The organism is Arthrobacter sp. B10-11 (assembly GCF_033142195.1).
In the GTDB taxonomy this organism is placed as follows: domain Bacteria; phylum Actinomycetota; class Actinomycetes; order Actinomycetales; family Micrococcaceae; genus Arthrobacter; species Arthrobacter oryzae_C.
Window position 1 is genome coordinate 124,866 of the sequence record NZ_JAWMTH010000006.1, and the last position, 19,692, is coordinate 144,557.

The 19,692-nt window shown below is 66.0% G+C and carries 16 protein-coding genes; 11 read left to right on the plus strand and 5 right to left on the minus strand.

The annotated features are described in order from the left end of the window. Positions 1-11 precede the first annotated feature (11 nt). The 4 genes from speB (at position 12) to RW112_RS17935 (ending at position 5,334) form a co-directional block, all read left to right on the plus strand. Complete coding sequence (gene speB, locus RW112_RS17920) at positions 12-1,112, plus strand: agmatinase (protein WP_317783055.1); 1,101 nt, start codon at positions 12-14, stop codon at positions 1,110-1,112. Continuing rightward, complete coding sequence (locus RW112_RS17925; RefSeq protein ID WP_317783056.1) at positions 1,109-2,773, plus strand: thiamine pyrophosphate-binding protein; 1,665 nt, start codon at positions 1,109-1,111, stop codon at positions 2,771-2,773. Before speB ends, RW112_RS17925 begins: the two co-directional genes overlap by 4 nt. 224 nt (positions 2,774-2,997) lie before the next feature. Continuing rightward, positions 2,998-3,477 (plus strand): MarR family winged helix-turn-helix transcriptional regulator, encoded by a 480-nt coding sequence (locus RW112_RS17930; RefSeq protein ID WP_317783057.1) that lies wholly within the window; start codon positions 2,998-3,000, stop codon positions 3,475-3,477. Between the two features lie 9 nt (positions 3,478-3,486). Beyond that, positions 3,487-5,334 carry an MFS transporter gene (locus tag RW112_RS17935; protein ID WP_411709936.1) on the plus strand — a complete coding sequence of 616 codons (1,848 nt, stop codon included), beginning with the start codon at positions 3,487-3,489 and terminating at the stop codon, positions 5,332-5,334. Between the two features lie 91 nt (positions 5,335-5,425). On the opposite strand, the gene RW112_RS17940 is transcribed toward RW112_RS17935, so the two are convergent. Further along, complete coding sequence (locus RW112_RS17940; RefSeq protein WP_317783058.1) at positions 5,426-6,181, minus strand: class F sortase; 756 nt, start codon at positions 6,179-6,181, stop codon at positions 5,426-5,428. 193 nt (positions 6,182-6,374) lie between these two features. Beyond that, positions 6,375-7,160, minus strand: coding sequence for a hypothetical protein (locus RW112_RS17945; RefSeq protein ID WP_317783059.1), 786 nt, complete (start codon positions 7,158-7,160; stop codon positions 6,375-6,377). A 418-nt stretch (positions 7,161-7,578) separates the two neighbouring features. Here RW112_RS17945 and RW112_RS17950 point away from each other — a divergent pair, with 418 nt between their 5' ends. The 4 genes from RW112_RS17950 (at position 7,579) to RW112_RS17965 (ending at position 12,181) form a co-directional block, all read left to right on the plus strand. Further along, positions 7,579-9,312: an ABC transporter ATP-binding protein gene (locus RW112_RS17950; protein ID WP_317783060.1), complete on the plus strand. Its 1,734-nt coding sequence runs from the start codon at positions 7,579-7,581 to the stop codon at positions 9,310-9,312. Further along, positions 9,309-11,351: an ABC transporter ATP-binding protein gene (locus RW112_RS17955; RefSeq protein ID WP_317783061.1), complete on the plus strand. Its 2,043-nt coding sequence runs from the start codon at positions 9,309-9,311 to the stop codon at positions 11,349-11,351. Before RW112_RS17950 ends, RW112_RS17955 begins: the two co-directional genes overlap by 4 nt. Positions 11,352-11,395: 44 nt before the next feature. After that, positions 11,396-11,812, plus strand: a complete 417-nt coding sequence (locus RW112_RS17960; RefSeq protein ID WP_317783235.1) for an acyl-CoA thioesterase — start codon at positions 11,396-11,398, stop codon at positions 11,810-11,812. Positions 11,813-11,911: 99 nt separating this feature from the next. Further along, on the plus strand, positions 11,912-12,181 hold the full coding sequence (locus tag RW112_RS17965) for a PLDc N-terminal domain-containing protein (RefSeq protein WP_317783062.1): 270 nt from the start codon (positions 11,912-11,914) through the stop codon (positions 12,179-12,181). On the opposite strand, the gene RW112_RS17970 is transcribed toward RW112_RS17965, so the two are convergent. After that, positions 12,178-14,619: an HAD-IC family P-type ATPase gene (locus RW112_RS17970; RefSeq protein ID WP_317783063.1), complete on the minus strand. Its 2,442-nt coding sequence runs from the start codon at positions 14,617-14,619 to the stop codon at positions 12,178-12,180. The genes RW112_RS17965 and RW112_RS17970 overlap by 4 nt on opposite strands. A gap of 8 nt (positions 14,620-14,627) precedes the next feature. Next, complete coding sequence (locus tag RW112_RS17975; protein WP_317783064.1) at positions 14,628-14,900, minus strand: PspC domain-containing protein; 273 nt, start codon at positions 14,898-14,900, stop codon at positions 14,628-14,630. A gap of 169 nt (positions 14,901-15,069) precedes the next feature. On the opposite strand from RW112_RS17975, the gene RW112_RS17980 reads away from it, so the two are divergent. Both RW112_RS17980 and RW112_RS17985 read left to right on the plus strand, forming a co-directional pair. Next, a complete protein-coding gene (locus RW112_RS17980; RefSeq protein ID WP_317783065.1) occupies positions 15,070-17,301 on the plus strand; it encodes an McrB family protein in 2,232 nt (743 codons plus the stop codon). Between the two features lie 37 nt (positions 17,302-17,338). Then, complete coding sequence (locus tag RW112_RS17985; protein ID WP_317783236.1) at positions 17,339-18,598, plus strand: McrC family protein; 1,260 nt, start codon at positions 17,339-17,341, stop codon at positions 18,596-18,598. Here the strand turns inward: RW112_RS17985 and RW112_RS17990 are convergent. Continuing rightward, positions 18,585-18,878, minus strand: coding sequence for a hypothetical protein (locus RW112_RS17990; RefSeq protein WP_317783066.1), 294 nt, complete (start codon positions 18,876-18,878; stop codon positions 18,585-18,587). The two genes, RW112_RS17985 and RW112_RS17990, sit on opposite strands and share 14 nt — an antisense overlap. 197 nt (positions 18,879-19,075) lie before the next feature. On the opposite strand from RW112_RS17990, the gene RW112_RS17995 reads away from it, so the two are divergent. Further along, positions 19,076-19,672: a helix-turn-helix domain-containing protein gene (locus tag RW112_RS17995; protein ID WP_317783237.1), complete on the plus strand. Its 597-nt coding sequence runs from the start codon at positions 19,076-19,078 to the stop codon at positions 19,670-19,672. Positions 19,673-19,692 lie beyond the last annotated feature (20 nt).

Genomic DNA, 19,692 nt, shown 5'->3' on the forward strand with positions numbered 1-19,692 from the left:
GAGGCGTCCCTTTGGAAGAGCTGCGCATCGAGGCCAACGGCAACCTTGGCCCCATCGATTCATCCCGTATTCCCCGCTACGCAGGGGCCGCAACCTACGCCCGCCTCCCGCGGCTGGACCAGGTGGCCAAGGCGGACATCACGGTGGTGGGAGTTCCCTTCGATTCCGGCGTCTCCTACCGGCCGGGGGCCCGCTTCGGCGCCAACCATGTCCGCGAGGCCAGCCGGCTGCTGCGCCCCTACAACCCCGCCTGGGATGTCAGCCCCTTCGAGAACGTCCAGGTGGCCGACGCCGGGGACATGGCCGTCAACCCCTTCAACATCAACGAGGCCATCGAAACCATCCAGCAGAACGCCTTGGACCTGACGGCCGGCGGCAGCAAGCTGGTCACCCTCGGGGGTGACCACACCATTGCGCTGCCGCTGCTGCGGGCCGCCGCCGAGCGCGCCGGCGAGCCGGTGGCCATGCTGCACTTCGATGCCCACCTGGACACCTGGGACACCTACTTCGGGGCTGAATACACCCACGGCACCCCGTTCCGCCGCGCCGTCGAAGAGGGCATCCTCGACACCGAGGCCATCAGCCACATCGGCACCCGCGGCCCGCTGTACGGCAAGAAGGACCTCGACGACGACCACCGTTTCGGCTTTGGCATCGTCACCTCCGCTGACGTCTACTACCAAGGCGTGCTGGAGACCGTGGCCAAGGTCCGGGACCGCATCGGAAACCGCCCGCTGTACATCTCGGTGGACATCGACGTGCTGGACCCCGCGCACGCCCCGGGCACCGGAACGCCGGAAGCCGGCGGCATCACCAGCCGTGAACTGCTGGAGATCATCCGCGGCTTCCGCGGCATGAACCTTGTGGGCGCGGACATCGTCGAGGTGGCCCCGGCGTACGACCACGCTGAAATCACCGGTGTCGCGGCCAGCCACGTCGCCTACGAACTCGTGACCCTCATGGCGGACTCCGCAGTGGAGGGCAGCAGGTTCGGCACTGCCAACGGCTACGCCGCGCAGGCGCTCGGACAGGGAGCCCCCGGACAGGGATCCCTGCACCAGGCCGGCTTCGCCGCCGCTGCACGGCCCGTCGCGACCGGCGTCTCCCGGTGACCGGCGTCCGCAACGGCGGGGATCTCGTCGTCGAGACCCTTGAAGCGCTGGGGGCGAAGACGGTCTTTGGCATACCTGGCCAGCACGCGCTGGGCCTGTTTGATGCGATGGGCCGGGGCAACCTGCACTTCGTGTCGTCGCGTGTGGAAAACAACTCGGCGTTTGCAGCCGACGGGTATTCACGTGCCACCGGAGAGGTGGGGGTGCTGTTCCTGTCCACCGGCCCCGGAGCGCTGACGTCCCTGGCCGGGCTGCAGGAAGCGTACGCCACCGGTGTGCCCATGGTGGTGGTGGCCAGCCAGATCCCGCTCGACGGTCTGGGCGCACGCCGCAAGGGCATGCTGCACCAGCTCGATGACCAGAAGGCGTCCGCCGCCAACGTCACCAAGAGCCAGCGGCTGATCCAGCACGCCTCGGGCATCCCCTCGGCCATCCAGGATGCCTGGACCGAGGCCATTTCCTCGCCGCAGGGCCCGGTCTGGCTGGAGATCCCGCAGAACGTCCTCCTGGATCCCATCCTGGTCCCGCCGGTGGAGGACGCGCTCGCCGAAGCGGCGGACAACCCGCCGCGGGTGGAGCTTGTCAGGGAAGCCGTGAAATGGCTGTCGACGGCGGAACGTCCCGCCATCATCGCCGGCGGCGGCACGCGCCGCGGCCGGGCGGAAAAGTCGCTGCTGTCGATCGCGGAGAAGCTGCGGGCGCCGGTGATCTGCACTCCGGGCGGCAACGGCGCCTTCCCGTGGAACCATGAGCTGTCGCTGCAGTCCTGGATTGAGGACCGGTACATGACGGACCTGCTCGAGGACGCGGACGTGCTGATCGTCATCGGATCCTCCCTTGGCGAGGTGACGTCCAACTACTTCACGTTCGAGCCGCGGGGACGGATCATCCAGATCGACGCCGAACCCCGGGTCCTGGAATCCAACCGGCCGGGCCTGGGCATCCGCGCCGACGCCGGCCAGGCCCTCGCCGCGCTGGACGAGGCACTGACCGAGCCGCACGGCGAGCGGGCCGACTGGCACGGCACCTCCCCGGAAGCACTGGTCAAGGAGTCCCTGGCCAAAGTCAGGGCCCGGCTTGAGTCCCAGGACCTCGGCAAAGAGCTGAAGTTCATGGCGGACATCCGCGAGGCAGTCCCCGCGGACATGCAGACCTTTTGGGACATGACCATTTCCGCGTACTGGGCCTGGAGTTGCTGGGACGCACGCGAGGGCCAGTTCCACTCCGCCCAGGGTGCCGGCGGGCTGGGCTTCGGCTTCCCCGCGGCCATCGGCGGGGCCGTAGGCCTGGAAACCACCGGCCGGCCCGGCAGTTCAGCGCGGGTGCTGGCTGTCTCCGGTGACGGTTCGGCCATGTACTCCATCTCCGAACTGGCCACGGCCAAACAGCACAACGTCCCGGTCACCTGGCTGATCGTAGACGACGGCGGCTATGGCATCCTGCGCGAGTACATGGTGGGTGCCTTTGGCAAGGCCACCGCCACCGAACTGGCCCGCCCGGACTTCGTCAAACTCGCCGAAGCCTTCGGTGTCCCGGCCGTGCGGGTTGCGCCGGAAGACGTGGGGGAGGCCCTGAAGGCGGGGTTCGCCGCAGACGGCCCGAACGTCGTCGTCGTCGAAACCCTGCTGAAGATGTTCGGCCCCACGCACCTGGACGTCTGACAGCCACTAGCCGCACCGCCTAACCTAACCCGCACCACCTAACCCGCACCACAACAAGCGCGAACGGACAGTTGCGGCCCCAAACCCCGGGGCCTCAACTGTCCGTTCGCGCTTGGCGTTTAAGGCAGCCCGGCACCCCGGTCCGCACCCTCCCTGCTGGTTAGTTTCCTAAAGCAACCATTTTCGGATATAGTTGCCTAAGGCAAACAAAGGGGATATCCATCATGGCAGTCGCACCGGAAACCGCCGCCGACCTCGTCTACCAGATCTTCGACCTCCAGCGGGCAGTCCGGTGTGTGGCAGTCGCCGGCCTGCGCGGGCAGGACACCGGGGTGGCGCTCCAGGGCGTCCTGAGGTTCGTGGGGGAGGGGGAGTCCCGCGCCACGCATCTCGCCGCCCGGCTCGGCGTCAGCGCTCCGGTCCTAAGCCGGCACATTGCCGACCTGGAAGAGCAGGGCCTGGTGGTCCGCCGTCCTGATCCCGAGGACGGACGGGCCCAGTTGGTGGCGCTCTCCGAAGCCGGAGCGGGAAAGTTGCGCGAAATAGAACAGCAGCGCACGGCAACCCTCCAGGGGTACCTCCAGGACTGGAGCCAGTACGACGCCGAAGAGACCGCGAAAATCCTCAAGAAACTTGCTGAATCCCTGAGGGACTCAGCCCGGGCAAAGACGGCCGGACCCACCGAAATCATTCCAACCGTTTAGGAGCTGCCCATGGCAAGCCACGCCACAGCCACCGGTCCGTCCCGGGCCATGTCCACGACACCACAGCAGTCGTCACCGTCCTCCCGGCAGCCACCTGCCCAGTCACCCCAGCCTGCGATGAGCCACCGCCAGATCATGGAAGCCCTCACCGGCCTGCTGGCTGCATTCTTCACAGCGATCATCAGCAGCACCATCGTGGCCAACGCGCTGCCCACCATCATGTCCGAGCTCAAGGGCACGCAGACCGACTTCGCCTGGGTCATCACGGCAGCGCTGCTGGCAAACGCAGCGACCACGCCGATCTGGGGCAAGCTCGCCGACCTCTTCGACAAGAAGCTGCTGGTCCAGCTGAGCATTGTGATCTTCGTAGCCGGGTCCGTCATGGCCGGCCTGTCGGAGACAATCCCGCTGCTGCTGACCGCCCGCGTGATCCAGGGCGTCGCCATGGGCGGCCTCACGGCGTTGGCGCAGGCCATCATCGGCTCCATCATTCCGCCCCGGGACCGCGGCAAATACTCCGGTTACATGGGCGGCGTCATGGCCGTAGGTACCGCCGGCGGTCCGCTGCTGGGCGGATTCATCGTGGACAGCCCGCTGGGCTGGCGCTGGACCTTCTTTGTCTGTGTCCCGCTGGCCGTCGTCGCGCTCATCCTGCTGCAGATCACGCTGAAGCTTCCGCACGTCAAGCGCCCCGCCAAGATCGACTGGCTCGGTTCCATCCTGCTCACGTCGGGCGTCAGCCTGCTGCTGATCTGGGTGTCGTTCGCCGGAAACCCGGAATACTACGACTGGTGGTCCTGGCAGACCGCCGCCATGGTGGGCGGCGGCGTGCTTCTCCTGGCCCTGCTCGTTGTGGTGGAGTCCAGGGTGGAACAGCCCATCATTCCGCTCAAGATCATCAGCGAGCGCACCACCGCACTGGCCATCCTGGCCTCCGTCGCGGTTGGCGTCGGCATGTTCGGATCCTCCGCCTTCCTGGGCCAGTACTTCCAGGTGGCCCGCGGGGCCACCCCCACGGAAGCGGGCCTGCTGACCCTGCCCATGATCGCAGGCAACCTGATCGGCTCGGTCCTGTCGGGCCAGCTCATCAGCCGGACCGGGAAATGGAAGCGCTACCTGGTTGCCGGCTCCATCCTGCTGATCGGCGGCCTGGGACTGGCCGGAACCATCGACCACACCACCGAACTCTGGCTGACCGGCCTCTACACCGCGGTCCTCGGGCTGGGTCTCGGCCTGTTGATGCAGAACCTCGTGCTGGCGGTCCAGAACACTGTCCGGGCCACGGACATCGGCACTGCAAGCGCCTCCGTGGCCTTCTTCCGCTCGGTGGGCGGCGCAATCGGTGTGTCCGTGCTCGGCGCCGTGCTGGCCAACAGGGTCAAGGAACTGGCAGCTGACGGCCTCGCTGCTGCCGGCATTCCCGCTGGCGGATCAGCGGGTGCCAGCATGGACCTCCAGGACATGCCCGCACCCATCCGGGACATCATGCGGGCGGCCTACGGCGACGCGACGGCCGAGATTTTCCTGATCTCCGCGGTCGTTGGCATCGTCGCGCTCGTCGCGATCCTGTTCATCAAGGAACAACCGCTGCGCCGGACCGTGGACATCGTGCCGGCTGCCGCACCGGCGGCCGCCGGGAATGACGACGGCGGGCTTTCCGCGGCGGGCCGGTCCGGGATTGTGGACCTCGACCGGGAGTTCATCGAGGTCCTCAGCCGGCAGCGCGAGATCGCCGCCGAACAGTCACGCATCAGCGGGGAGCTGGCCACCCTCCGACGGCAGCTGGCCAAGGAGCGGAAGCTGCAGCGCGCTGCAGCTGACTACATCGCAACGCACGGACGGCACCGGAGCGAGTAATCCGCGCCCACCGAACGGCAAGGAGCAGACGACGACGGCGGCTGGGTGCCGCCGTCGTCGTCTGCTCCTTATGGTCAAAGCTCCGTGACGGTCAGGGCTCGGGGACAGGTGACGCAACCACGACCACGTTCTTTCCCCACGGGTCTTCCGTATAGCAGCTGATCAGGACGAGGCGGTTGGGAAAGCCGGTCCAGATCGGGCTGTCCTTCAGGCTTGACTTCAGGTAGGTATCCACTGAATCCACCCGGTAACGCATGGTTCCCGTGGCCGTTGTGGCCTCGAAGACGTCGCCGGGGGCGCTGGCCGCGCTCAGCCTGTTGAACGGGGCGTCGCGGTCCTCCCAGCTGTGGCCGAGGATGTAGGTGGTGTTGGTGGACCCCGCGCCGGGCATGCCGAGGCTGGACACCCAGTAGCCGTCCACGGTGATGGGCGGCACGATCGCCTGGGACTCGAGTTCCTCCGGCGTCGGTGTGAGTGGATGAATGGTGACATCCAGGCCGGCCGCGGGATAGACGATGCGGGTGGGCGCCGCGGCGGGCGGATAGTTGGGAAGGCTCGGCGGCTGCTGGGCCGGCGGTGCAACGGCGGCGCCCTTGACGGCCTCCGCGGCCGAGCCCTTGCCGCTCCAGGGGAACGTGTCAGGCGGGGCATAGGCGGTGGACGGAGTGTCGGCCCGCGAATATGGCGCAGTTGCCAGGTGAAGTCCGGCTCCGCCGGAGGTGTTCCCGGCAGTGACGATGCCGGGCAGGAACGTGAGAAGGAAAAAGGCCACGACGCCGGCGAGCAGCAACAGCCGGTCACCGCGGTTCAAGGAGAGCCGGTTCAGTGGCACTCGCAGAAGGGACATGCGCCGCAGGAACCGGCGCACGAATGACGGCCGCTCCAATGAAAGGTGCTTGGGGGACGGGTCGCTTGGGGCTGCGTCCTCGGGTGCTGCGGGCTTGTAGCCGGACAAGGACATCGGAACTCCTCCGTGGAGTGTGGTGTGGACGGGCATCGCGCCGTGGCGGCGGATGCCCGTCCTCACCGCAGGATCGGCCTTACTTGGACCCGGGCACCTGCAGGCGTCCCCGCTGCCTCAGGGCAATCAGCCCCGTTGCCCCCAGGAGTGCTGCCAGGCCACCGAACCAGGCCGGCATGCCGTCAGGCTGGCTGCCGGCCGCCGTCTGGGCGTTGAACCCCCGGTTGACCACCGGTACTACTGCTGCCGCCGCTCCGACGGGTGCCGCTGCGGCTCCCACGGGTGCTGCCGCCGCTCCGACGGGTGCCGGCGGGGTGACTGCAGGCGGTGTCACGACTGGCGGCGTCACAACGGGCGGGACGACAACCGGCGGGACGACAACCGGCGGCTTTTCCTCTTCTTCCTCTTCTTCAGCGACGCAACCACCGGCCGGGACCGGATAGATGTCGGCGCGGCCGTTGTGGCCGTCCTTGTGGCCGTGCCACCAGGCCTTCTCCGGAATGGTGATGACGACGTAGGGATTCTTCTCAGATCCCGTGGCATGGCAGATCGTGATCTTGTCCGGGCCATGGTCATCATCTTTGCCCCCGCCCCCGCCGCCGCCGTGGCCGCCGCCTGGGCAGCCGGCCGCCGGTGCCGGAATCATGTCACCCTCATGCGAGGCATGGCCGCTTCCGTTGAGCGCGTTTTCGTTGACCGTGATGTGGACGTAGGGGTTTGTTTCCGAGCCGGTGGCGTGGCAGATGCTGACTTTGTTGTCGCCGTTTGCACCGTTGTTGTTGTCTTTGTCGCCGGCATTCGCCGGGGCCGTGACGCCTACTAACGCAATGCCGGCGATCCCGGCAGTTGCGAGGATTCTCTTCATGGGATTCTCCTGGATCATTGTGGACTGACCAGACTGCGGGAGCGGGGCCCACGGGGGAGCTGACCGATGGTCGCGGATGCCCAGATCACCTGCGACTCTCCTGCAGAGTTGTCATTGACTGACCACTTCACGCTAATCCCCAGGCACGGGGGCGGTCGCGAGTAACCGATACTTGACTCGCCACTCGTTTTTCACAGGTTGCTCCGCAGGGGGTCGCCGGCTAACACCCGTTCCACCTGTAACAGGGTGCACGTGGGAAGCTATAGCCACCCTGAGTCGCTACGCCCTTAGGATGATATTCACCGGGCGTTGTTTCGCTGAGGCAACAGATTTCGTAGAGTGGGAAAGCTAAGAGTGTCGGCCCTCGCTGGTATTACTTTCTTGCACTCACATCGCACCTCCCAAAGGACCCCCGGGCATGCTTGTCACTTTGATACGGCGCTACTCGAAGCCGTATTTGCCGTATATCGCGGCAGTCATTCTTTTCCAGCTGGCTTCCACCATTGCGGCCCTCTACCTACCAAGCCTGAACGCCCAGATCATTGATGAGGGAGTGTCCCGAGGGGACACGGACTACATCTGGAGGACAGGCGGCCTCATGCTCGGGGTTGCGCTGATCCAGGTGGCCACCGCCATTGCCGGCGTGTACTTCGGTTCCAAAGCCGCCATGGCCTTCGGCCGCGACCTTCGGCGCGGGGTCTTCCGCAAAGTCACGAGCTTTTCGGCCAAGGATGTCAACATCTTCGGCGCCCCAACCCTGATCACGCGCGGCACCAACGATGTCCAGCAGGTGCAGATGCTCGTGCTGATGGGCCTGAACTTCATGGTGGCAACACCCATCATGTGCATCGGCGGCATCTTCATGGCGCTGCGCGAGGACCTGAGCCTGTCCTGGCTGGTGTGGGTGTCCGTTCCGGTGCTTGTGGCCGTCGTCGGATACCTCGTGGTCCGCCTGATGCCGCTCTTCCGCTCGATGCAGACGAAAATCGACCGTATCAACGGCATTCTCCGCGAGCAGATCATCGGCATCCGCGTGGTCCGCGCCTTTGTCCGGGAACCGCACGAATCGGAGCGTTTTGGCGAGGCCAACCGCGAACTCACGGACGTCTCCCTGAAGATCGGCGCCCTGTTCGTCCTGATGTTCCCGGCCATCGGCATGATCCTGCATGTCTCCACTGCAGCCGTCCTGTGGTTCGGCGGCCAGCGCGTGGAGGCGGGAGAGATGCAGGTCGGCTCCCTGACGGCCTTCCTGCAATACCTCCTGCAGATCCTCATGGCGGTGATGATGGGAACGTTTATGGCCATGATGATTCCGCGCGCCTCCGTCTGTGCGGACCGCATCGGTGAAGTGCTCGACGTCGAGCCCTCCATCCATGAACCGGCGGCGCCGGTGGCGCCCGCCCACCGCACCGGCCGCGTGGAGTACCGCAACGTGTCGTTCGCCTATCCCGGAGCGGAAGAGCCTGTCCTGAGCGGCATCAGCTTCACGGCCGAGCCCGGCCAGACCGTGGCCATCGTCGGTTCAACCGGTGCCGGCAAGACCAGCCTGCTGTCGCTGCTGCCGCGGCTTTACGACGTCGCGTCCGGCGAGGTACTGCTCGACGGCGTCCCGGTCACCAACCTTGACCGGTCCGAAATCACCGGCCGTGTCGCCATGGTGCCGCAGCGGCCCTACCTCTTCTCCGGGACCATCGAGCACAACCTGCGCTTTGGCAAGACGGAGGCCACAGACCAGGAACTGTGGGACGCCCTCACGGTGGCCCAGGCCGCTGACTTTGTCCGGGAGAAGAAGAACGGACTCGGTTCCCGGATCGCCCAGGGCGGCACCAACGTCTCGGGCGGCCAGCGCCAGCGCCTGTGCATCGCCCGGGCCCTGGTCACCAAGCCCAAGGTGTACCTGTTCGATGACTCCTTCTCGGCGCTGGACGTCGCCACCGACGCCCGGCTCCGCCGCGCACTCAAGGCAAAAACGGCGGACGCCACGGTGATCATTGTGGGCCAGCGGGTGTCCACCATCGCCGGCGCCGACCAGATCCTGGTGCTGGACAACGGCCGGATCGTGGACCGGGGAACGCACGAGGAACTGCTGCACAGTTCCACCACCTACCAGGAAATCGTCGAGTCCCAGCTGACCGCGGAGGAAGTGGCATGAGCACCGACCAGAAACCCGCCGCCGGCCAGGAAACCGTTCCCCCGGACGATGACGACTTCTACGAAGAGGAGTACAAGCCCACCGAGGCCGACGGCGACATGTTCGGCGGTACGCCTGCGAAGAAGGCGGAGCATTTCTGGCCGTCCGCCAAGCGCCTGATGGGCCTGCTGAAACCCGAGTCCGCCGGCATCGCCGTGGTGCTCGCCATGGTGACGGTGGCCGTCGTCCTCAACGTCGTGGCTCCCAAAATCCTGGGACAGGCCATGGATGTCATCTTCGGGGGCGTCGTGGGAAAGCAACTGCCCGCGGGGGTGAGCAAAGACCAGTTCGTGGACGGGCTGCGCGCCCAGGGCGAAAACAACTTTGCAGACATGGTCGCCAAAATGGAACTCGTCCCGGGTTCGGGCATCGACTTCCAGAAACTGTCGTTCCTGATCAGCGTGGTGCTGGTGATGTACTTCGTGGCGAACATCTTCACCTGGCTGCAGGGCTACGTCCTGAACGTGCTCGTGATGCGCGTGGTCCGCAAACTGCGTGACGACACCGAGAAAAAGCTCAACCGCCTCCCGCTGAACTACTTCGACACGCGCCAGCGCGGCGACACCCTCTCCCGCGTCACCAACGACGTCGACAACATCCAGCAGGCGCTGCAGCAGGCCTTCGCGCAACTGGTCAGTTCGGCGCTGACGGTCATCGGCATCGTCATCATGATGTTCATCGTGTCGTGGCAGCTGGCCCTCATCGCCCTGGTCGCACTCCCGCTGTCCGGCGTGGCCGCCGGCATCATCGGCTCGCGCAGCCAGAAGCTGTTCGCAGCGCAATGGAAGAACACCGGCCAGCTCAACGGCCAGATCGAGGAATCCTTCTCCGGCCACGACCTGGTGCGTGTCTTCGGCCGCGACGCTGACATCCTGGAACGCTTCGACGAACGGAACGAAGCCCTGTACAAGGCCAGCTTCGGGGCCCAGTTCGTCTCCGGCATGATCATGCCCGTCATGCAGTTCGTCTCCTACCTGAGCTACGTGGGCATCGCGGTGGTGGGCGGCCTGCGGGTGGCGTCCGGCGGCATGAGCCTGGGCGACGCCACCGCTTTCATCCAGTATTCCCGCGAGTTCACGCAGCCGCTGGGACAGATGGCCGGCATGGCCAACATGCTGCAGTCCGGCGTTGCCTCGGCTGAGCGGGTGTTCGAGTTCCTGGATGCCGAGGAGCAGGATGCCGAGACTGCCACCGAGCACCTGCCTGCCAAGACAGACGGGCATGTCGAGTTCAAGCACGTCACCTTCAGCTACTCCGAGGACAAACCCCTGATCGAAGACCTGTCCTTCACCGCCGAGCCGGGCCACACCGTGGCAATCGTCGGCCCCACCGGAGCAGGCAAGACCACCCTGGTCAACCTGGTGATGCGGTTCTACGAGCTGAATTCGGGAAGCATCACCCTGGACGGTGTGGACATCACCCACCTGAGCCGCTCTGAACTGCGTGCCAAGGTGGGCATGGTCCTGCAGGATGCGTGGCTGTTCGGCGGCAGCATCTACGACAACATCAAGTACGGCAACCTCAACGCCACCGAGGACCAGGTCATGGAAGCGGCACGGGCAACGTTCGTCGACCGGTTCGTCCGGGCGCTGCCTGACGGTTACGACACGGTCATCGATGAGGAAGGCAACAACGTCAGCGCGGGCGAGAAGCAGCTCATCACCATCGCACGGGCCTTTGTGGCCAACCCGTCCCTGCTCATCCTGGATGAGGCAACAAGCTCCGTGGACACCCGCACGGAAGTCCTGGTCCAGAAAGCCATGGCTGCCCTCCGGACGGACCGCACCAGCTTTGTGATTGCGCACAGGTTGTCCACCATCCGCGACGCCGACACCATTCTGGTGATGGAAGCCGGACGGATCGTTGAACAAGGCAGCCACCACGCCCTCCTGGAACTCAAGGGCGCCTACCACCGCCTCTACATGTCCCAGTTCGCGGGCGAAGACGCTGACGCGGCCGTGGAGAATTCCGCGGATAACGTGACGGCGGTGCACAGTTGAGCGCCGCCCCGTCGGCCGCCCGGCGCATCGAGGTCCTCGTACCGATGCGCTGGGGAGACATGGACGCTTACGGCCATGTCAACAACGTCCAGGTGGTGCGGATTTTGGAGGAAGCCCGCATCGCGGCCTTTGGACCTCCCCGCGGCGCCGGACTGCCTGGCGTCGAACCGCAGGTATCCCTTTTCAACGACGTCGAAGAGGGCACCATGGCCTTGGTGGTGGAGCACAAAATCCGCTATGTCAGGACGCTCGAATACCGGAATGTTCCGGCAGTGGTCCAGCTGTGGATCGGCGCCGTCAAAGGCGCCAGCTTCGACATCCACTACCTGCTGCAGGACCCGGTGACCCGGGAGGACTGCGTCAAGGCCACCACCCACCTGGCCTTCGTGGATGAGGGCACCGGCAGGGTGCTCCGCCTGACTCCGGAGCAGAAGGAGCGGATGGCCCCGTTCACGGCCTGAGCCCAAAGCCCCTACCCCGGGGCGGGCTGCGTCCCTATGATCGTCACTAGGTGACCGCCAGCACGAAGCACCAACCAACGGAAGCAAGGAGCACCGGCCATGGCCACGAAGAAGGACACCAGGAAAAAGAAGAAGTCTTGGAAGGACCTGCCGCCGCTGGCACGCGTCGGGACCGTCATTGTGGGGGCGGTGCAGCTTTCACTCCTGATTGCGGCCCAGCGTGACATTTCCAAGCGGCCGGCAGAACAGATCCGCGGCAGCAAGGCGTTGTGGCGCATGGTCACGCTGATCAACTTTGTGGGTCCGGGAAGCTATTTCGCGTTCGGGCGGAAGAACCTGCCCCGGCGCTCGGCGGCAACTGCCCGCTAGCTCTGCCGGCTGTACCGGCGCCGGTGCCACCGGCCCAGGACTTCTATGACGGCGCTCCCGGCGGCTCCCACGCCGAGGGACGCGGCCAGCAGGTCCGGCGGCAGGGCAGGCAACTCGAAGAAGTCGGTGGCGGCCTGCAGGGTCAGCAGCCCCGCCAGTCCAGTGAACATGGCGGCAATGACCAAGAGCCGCCAGGCGTTTAGCGGCCGTGACCGCACTGCCAGCACCCACAGGGCAATCACCGAAAGGGCAAGCACCGAGCCCGTCCGGGTGACGTCCGGGGCCGCCCCGGTCAGGGCGGCAACGACATTCACCGCCAGCACTGCTGCGGCAACAACCAGCCCCGCCGGAACGGAAAATGCCAGTGAACGCCTCAGGAACCCGGGCACGTAGCGTCCGGCGTTGGGCATTAAGGCCAGGAAGAACGCCGGGATCCCAATGGTGAGGGCATCGGTGATGGACATCTGGCGCGGCAGGAACGGGAAGCCCCACAGCAGCGCTCCGAACACTACGGACAGCAACACGGCGTAGGCCGTTTTTGTCAGGAAGATCATCGCTACCGTCTCGGTGTTCGCAATGACCCGCCTGCCCTCCGCCACGATCTCCGGCAGCCGGGAGAAACTGCCGTCCAGCAGCACCAGCCGTGATACTGCCTTCGTGGCGGCAGCGGCTGTGTTCATGGCGATCCCGATGTCCGCTGCCTTCAACGCCAGGGTGTCGTTCACGCCGTCCCCGGTCATGGCCACAACATGGCCCTGATCCTGCAATGCTTTGACCATGGCCTGCTTCTGGGCGGGCGTGACGCGGCCAAAGACGTGGTGTTCCGCCAAGACGCCGGCCAGGGCAGCGGGGTCCGCGGGGAGCGTTCGCGCATCGTAACCGTCCGCCGCGAGGCCCACGTCCCGGGCAACGGACTCCACGGTCCGAGGATCGTCGCCGGAGAAAACCTTCACCTGGACACCCTGCCGCCGGAAGTAGGCCAGGGTCTCTGCGGCGTGCGGCCGAACGGTTTCGCGGAGGGTCAGCAGCGCCGCAGCCGTCACAGACCGCGGAGGGCTGTCCTGCCCCGCTTCCTGGGGCGTGAGTGCGGCGGCGCGGTGGGCGAGGAGCAGGGTCCGCAGTCCGCTCGCCGCCAGCTCGGCAGCCTGTTCCAGCGCCTCGCTGTTACCCGGTGCCCCTGCATCCAGCACCAGCTCCGGAGCGCCAAGGACCCAGGTCCCCGGTGCCGGAGTGCCGCGGCCAAGGCTCAGGGCGCTCCATTTGCGGGCTGACGAGAAGGGCACCGACACCAGTGGCCGAAGCCTGCCGTCATCGCCAAACACCACGGCGAGGCTGCCGGCGGTGGCATTGCCTCCGGTGGCGGCCAGCCTGCCCAGGGCCAGTTCCAGACCGTCAGGCAACGCCGCTCCCACCGGGTGCAGGGCATCGAAGCTCATGCCTCCCTCGGTGAGGGTTCCGGTCTTATCAATGCAGAGTATGTCCACCCTGGCCAGGACCTCCACGGCAGGCAGTTCCTGGATCAGGACCATGTTCCGGCTCAACCGGACGGCCCCCATGGCGAACGCCAGGCTGGTCATCAGAACGAGGCCCAGCGGAATCATGGCGGTGACGCTGGCCACCGCGCCCACCAGCGCCTCCCGCCACGTGCCGCTGGCAAAGGCCGGATCCCAGCCGCCGGCGGCTTGGATCTGACCATTGGCCACCACCGCCATGATGGGCAGCAGCGCCCAGGCGATCCATCGGAGCACACGGTTCAGGCTGCTGCGGATCTCAGAGTTGACCAGCGAAAAGCGCCGGGCTTCGGCGGTCAGGCGGCCCGCGAAGGAATCGTCGCCCACCCTCACGACGTGTGCCGTGCCGGAGCCTGCCACCACGCTTGACCCGGAGAGGATTTCAGCGTCGGCGGCCTTGTCAACCGGCTTGGATTCGCCGGTCAGGAGGGACTCATCCAACTCCAGGCCCTCTGCGCTGAGCACCACGGCGTCGGCCACCACCTGATCGCCCGCGCGGAGCAGCAGCACGTCGTCCCGCACCACTGCAGCGAACGGGATGTCCGTGACTGCCCCGTCGCGGACCACCCGGGCACGCGGCGCCGTGAGGACGGCCAGCCGGTCCAGGGCCCGTTTGGCCCTGTACTCCTGGACGATTCCGATGAAGGCGTTCGCGGTGGCCGAGAAGCCGAAGAGCGCATCCTTCCACTCGTTGAGCAGCAGCATGATCAGGAAACATGCGGCAATGATTCCGTTAAAAAGTGTCAGGACATTTGCCCTGAAGATATGCCAGAGCGTCCGCGACGGTCGCGTGGAAGACTCGTTGGTGTATCCCGCTTCCGTCCGTGACTGCACCTCGCGGGAACTGAGTCCGGTCAGCGGGCCGTAACTGCGGGGCGGGGCGCCAGCATGTTCAGTGCCCGTCCGCGCCGGATCTGCCTGCGTCACGTCGCGGCTCAGGTGACGGAGTCGTTACTCAGCCAGGATTCGAGGTAGATGCGGCCTGTGGTGCTGTCCGGCAGGAGGATCCAGGCCCAGATGTAGAAGGTGAGGGCCGGGCCCGGCACCAGGGCCAGAACCAGGAACACGATCCTCGCTGCATTGGGGTCCACGCCAAGCTTGGCTGCTATTCCGCCGCACACGCCGCCGAGCCACCTGTCCGGTCCTCGGCTGAGCCCGGTGCGCCGTATGGCTGTAAACATCTTCTGGGTGACGTCTTGGAAAGTCATGGCACGCTCCTTTGGTGCCGCCAGCCTATGGCCGGCGCTCCCGGGTTCATAGGGCCGAAAGCCACGGTGGCTGCCAAGTAAACATACATAATGCCTAAAGAGCTACCAGGCAGTAACCTGTGGTGTCCCGTGGTGCTGCCGCTCAGGTTAACCCTGTAAATTTGAACGCATGACCCCCACCGCGAAGCCTGCCATGACCCGCGCCCCCGGTATCTCCAAGGAGATCGAGGACGCGGCGTGGTTTGTCCTCGGGGCCGGCCTGCAGGGCAAGCCGTCGGCGCTGGACGGACGGACCCAGACGTGGACCACCGCGGCAGCCTCGGAACTCCTTGAGCGGCTGGAACGGGGTGTGGCCGATTCCAAGGCGCCCATGATGACCAACCTCCGGCAAAACCTGTCGGACGCTTCCCGCGCCGCCAAGCAGCTGGCCGTTGAGCTATTGTTCCTCCAGTCGCTGCCGCTGGCACACGAGGTCAAGTCACTGAAAGTCAAGCGTGCCCGGGTGGCTGAGGCGGCCTCCTGGCTGGAGCCGCCGCTGGAACTTCCGGACGAGCTCTACGAAGGCATGACGGACCACGGCGTCATCCGCGACCGGACTGCCGAATTCAACTGGACGATCTGGGACCACCTGAAGTGGCTGTGCCGCTTCGTGCAGCACGTGGACCAACAGTCCACGAATGCCATGACCAAGGCGTTGAAGGATCCGCTCGCCTTCCATCAGCTCGCGTCCGGGACGCCGGATGACCAGCCGGCGATCCGGCGCAGCCTCGAGTACCTTGCGTGGCCCAGCTACTTCGAACCGGTGGTGGCCGACGTGGAGCGGCAGGAAATCCGGGATGCCTTCGCGTCGTTGGTGGGCGGCGCCAAGGGTGACAGCGAAGCGGAAATCACCGCTGACATCCACCGGATCCGGCTCTACCTGGACAAGCAGGCGGGCCAGCGCATCGACTGGTACGCCCGCCAGCTGGTGAGCCAGTGGCGCAAGGTGGGGGATCCGGGCCGCCGCGCCTGGCTCCTGCGCACGCACCATGACGTGAAGGACCTCCTTGCGGCGTGGCACGGCGAGGAGAAGGTGACGCTCGACGTCGAACATCTGCGGCTCCTGGACCCCGGAGTCACGGCGGGCGTCGTACAGCACGCCGTGGACGAGGACTACAAGCACCTGGGCTATGTGGAGCGTGAGGACAACAAGACAGCCGTTTTTGCGTTCCTGACGGTGATGAAGCCGGGCGACCTGGTCCTGTACCAGCACGCCGGCACCGTCCGCCTGGGCGGGGTCCTGGGCGAACCGGAGCACAACGAGGACAACCGCCGGATGCGCCGCAAGGTCCGCTGGTTCGACGAAGCACACAACATGGCCGACCTTCCCCGCCACGTCCAGCGCCAGCTGGCCACGCCGGGGGTCATCGTGGACGTCACCCGGGTGGTGCAGGCGCTGCAGGCGCTGCTGCCCGCCGAAGCGGAGGCGGAGGACGACGACGCCGCCACGCCGGCCGCCGTCGTCGAACCGGTTCCGGAGGGGTTCCGTCCGCTGACGGAAGAGTTCGCCGCGTCCCTGCACATGGACCTCGAACCGCTGCAGGAAATCGCCGAACTCCTGGAGGAGAACCGGCAGCTGGTGCTCTACGGTCCGCCCGGAACCGGCAAAACCTACCTCGCCAAGCACCTGGCGGCCGAGCTTGCCGGGGACAGCACCGACGAACGCGTCAAGCTGGTGCAGTTCCACCCGTCGTACGCCTATGAGGACTTCTTCGAAGGCTTCCGGCCGGACAAGACCGACGAGGGGCAGGTGTCCTTCAAGCTCGTGGCCGGACCGCTGCGCCGCCTCGCGGAAGAGGCTGCCAAGCCCGGAAACGAAAACAAGCCCTACTTCCTGATCATCGATGAGATGAACCGCGCCAATCTGGCCAAGGTATTCGGAGAGCTGTACTTCCTGCTGGAATACCGTGACGACCGCATTTACCTGCAGTACAGCCCGAACGAGCCGTTCACGCTCCCGGACAACCTGTACATCATCGGCACCATGAACACCGCAGACCGCTCCATCGCCATGATGGACGCTGCCATCCGCAGGCGGTTCTCGTTCATCGAGCTGCACCCCAAGACGGAACCGGTGAAGGGCTCCCTGCTCCGCTTCCTGCAGGCCCGGAACCTGGACACCACCCCGGCCCTCCTCCTCGACGCCCTCAATGATGCGATTGACGAGTGGGACCGCGACCTCATGATCGGGCCGTCCTACTTCATGAAAAAGGCAGCCCAGACTCCCTCCGGCCTGCGCCGGATCTGGAAATACGAGCTCATGCCGCTCCTGGAGGAGCACTACCACGGCCAGCTGAACCGGGCACAGCTCCAGGAGCGCTTCGGGCTTGAGCAGCTGCTGGGGCGCCTTGCGTCCCGCTAACGGGCTGCTCCCCGGCAAGGGAACAACGCCGGTGGTCGTGCCGCCGCGGCCGGCGCGGCAGCCTTCCAGTGCCGGCAAGGCTGTGCGCCACATCGTCCTGGACGAGCTGTCCGGCGGCGTGGTGGACAAGCTGGACGCTGCAAGTGCGGCGTTTGTGAACGCCAGCGGCCTGGCCAAGGCGTCGCCCATGGGCATGGGCCTGTTCAGGATCGAACCGGTGGGCATGGTGGGGTCGGTGCGGACACCCACGGTGCAGCTGGAAGTGCGGCCCAAGGACCGGCTCGGCCTTAACCGGCTGCTGTTCCTCCTCAGTTATGCGGGGAACCAAGGTTTCCGGGACGATCCCGTGGCCGCCGTCGAAGACTCGGACCTGTGGAGTGCGCTGGCGGAATCCCTGGCACAGCTGGCGGACCGCGCGCTGAGCCGCGGCGTTCTGCAGGGATACCTCACCGTCGACGAATCGCTGCGTACGGTGAAGGGCAGGATCCGGATTTCGGACCAGATCTCGCGCCGGCCCGGAATGCTGGTGCCGCTGGAAGTTTCCTACGACGAATTCACCGAAGACATCGCAGAGAACCGCATCCTCCGGGCCGCCCTGGAACGCATGGCCCAGGTTCCGCGAGTGCGGCCCGACGTCCAGAGCCGCCTGCGGCAGCTGAAGGGAAAGCTCGACGCCGTCACGCGCCTCCAGTCCGGGGCGCCGCTGCCGTCGTGGCAGGCCACCCGGATGAACACCCGGTACCACGCAGTGCTCCGCCTCTCCGAGGTGATCCTGCGCAACGCCTCAGCCGAGGCGGGCGACGGAAAGCAACAGACGGCGTCGTTCGTGGTAGACATGGGGCAGGTGTTCGAGGATTTTGTGGGAACCGCCCTCCGCGAAGCCATGGCCGCCCATCCCGGGGAGATGCGGCTGCAGTACAACGCACTGCTGAACGAGGCCGTGCGCGACTCCGACCGGCTGACGGTGAATCCGGACGCGGTGCACCTGCTCGGCGGGCGCCCGGTGGTGGTCTACGACACGAAATACCGGGCGGCCACGGACCAGGGCGCGTCCCTGTCCGCAGACCATTTCCAGATGCTGGCTTACTGCACGGCCCTACGTGTCCCCACCGCCTGGCTTGTGTACGCAGGCGCGGGGGAAATGAAGCTCCGCCGCATCCTGAACACTGACATCGACGTGGTGGAGTACCCGCTTGATCTGTCCCTGCCGCCGGCGGACATCCTGGCAGCTGTTGCCGACCTTGCACAGCAGTCCTGGGGCGAAGTGGTGCGGCAGGCAGGACTTAATCAACGATGACGGGCTCGGAGCGGCCCGGCATTGACATGAGGTGCATGAGCAAAGCCCTCTCAGGGTTGCCTTGGTTCCTGTCAAGGCAACGGCGCAGCTGATTGCGGATTTCGGACCCTTCCGGATCGGTGTCCATCAGGATTGCATTGATGATTTCCCACGACTGGTGACGAATCGGCTCAAGATTCACGCGCCCGCGTGCGGGCCCCCCAACGGCATGGATCCCGGACCGCGCCTGCCGTGAAATGCCCTGATGGGGTTCAACGGTTGACAACAATTTCTTCGGCATCTCTTACCTTCCTGTGGCACAAGCGCTCTGGCTCAAACGCCTGGGAATTCGACCGACCGGAATGTAGAGAATTTTATCTCAGACAGACAAGTCTGTCTCCCCTCTGCGCTAGACTATTTGTAATGAATCCCACGCCAGATAACGCAGCGGTAGAGGCTGCAGTGGAAGAGCACGCAGTGGTAGTGGCTGCCCCGGTTATGCCCGCCCCGGAGGGCGAGGCTGCCATCAGTGGCGCCGACGCGAGGCAGCGGATCGTTGATACGGCCTACGAGCTCTTCGCCCGCCGCGGGATCCGGGACGTGGGCGTCAACGAGCTGATCAGCCGCGCGGGTGTGGCCAAGGCAACGTTCTACCGGCACTTTTCATCCAAGGACGAACTGGTGCTTGCCTTCCTTGAACAGCGCGACCGCCAGTGGACGGTAGACCTGATCGTCGCTGACGCGCGCCGCCGCGGAGGAACACCCGCGGAGCAGCTGCTGGCCATCTTCGATGTGTTTGGTGACTGGTTCCGGCGCGACGACTTTGAGGCGTGCTCCTTCATCAACATTCTGTTGGAAATGGGCGCCAACCATCCGCTGGGGCGGGCAAGCATCGACTACCTTGCCCGGATCCGCGGCCACGTCCAGCAGCTCGCCGAGGAAGCGGGGCTCAGGGACACCGAGGATTTCTCCCGGTCGTGGCACATCCTCATGAAGGGGTCCATCATCTCCGCGGCTGAGGGCGATGCGGACGCCGCCAAGCGTGCGCAGGCGATGGCGCGGACATTGATTGAGCAGTACCGGCCGCAAACCTGACGGCGGGGGCCGACGGCGCC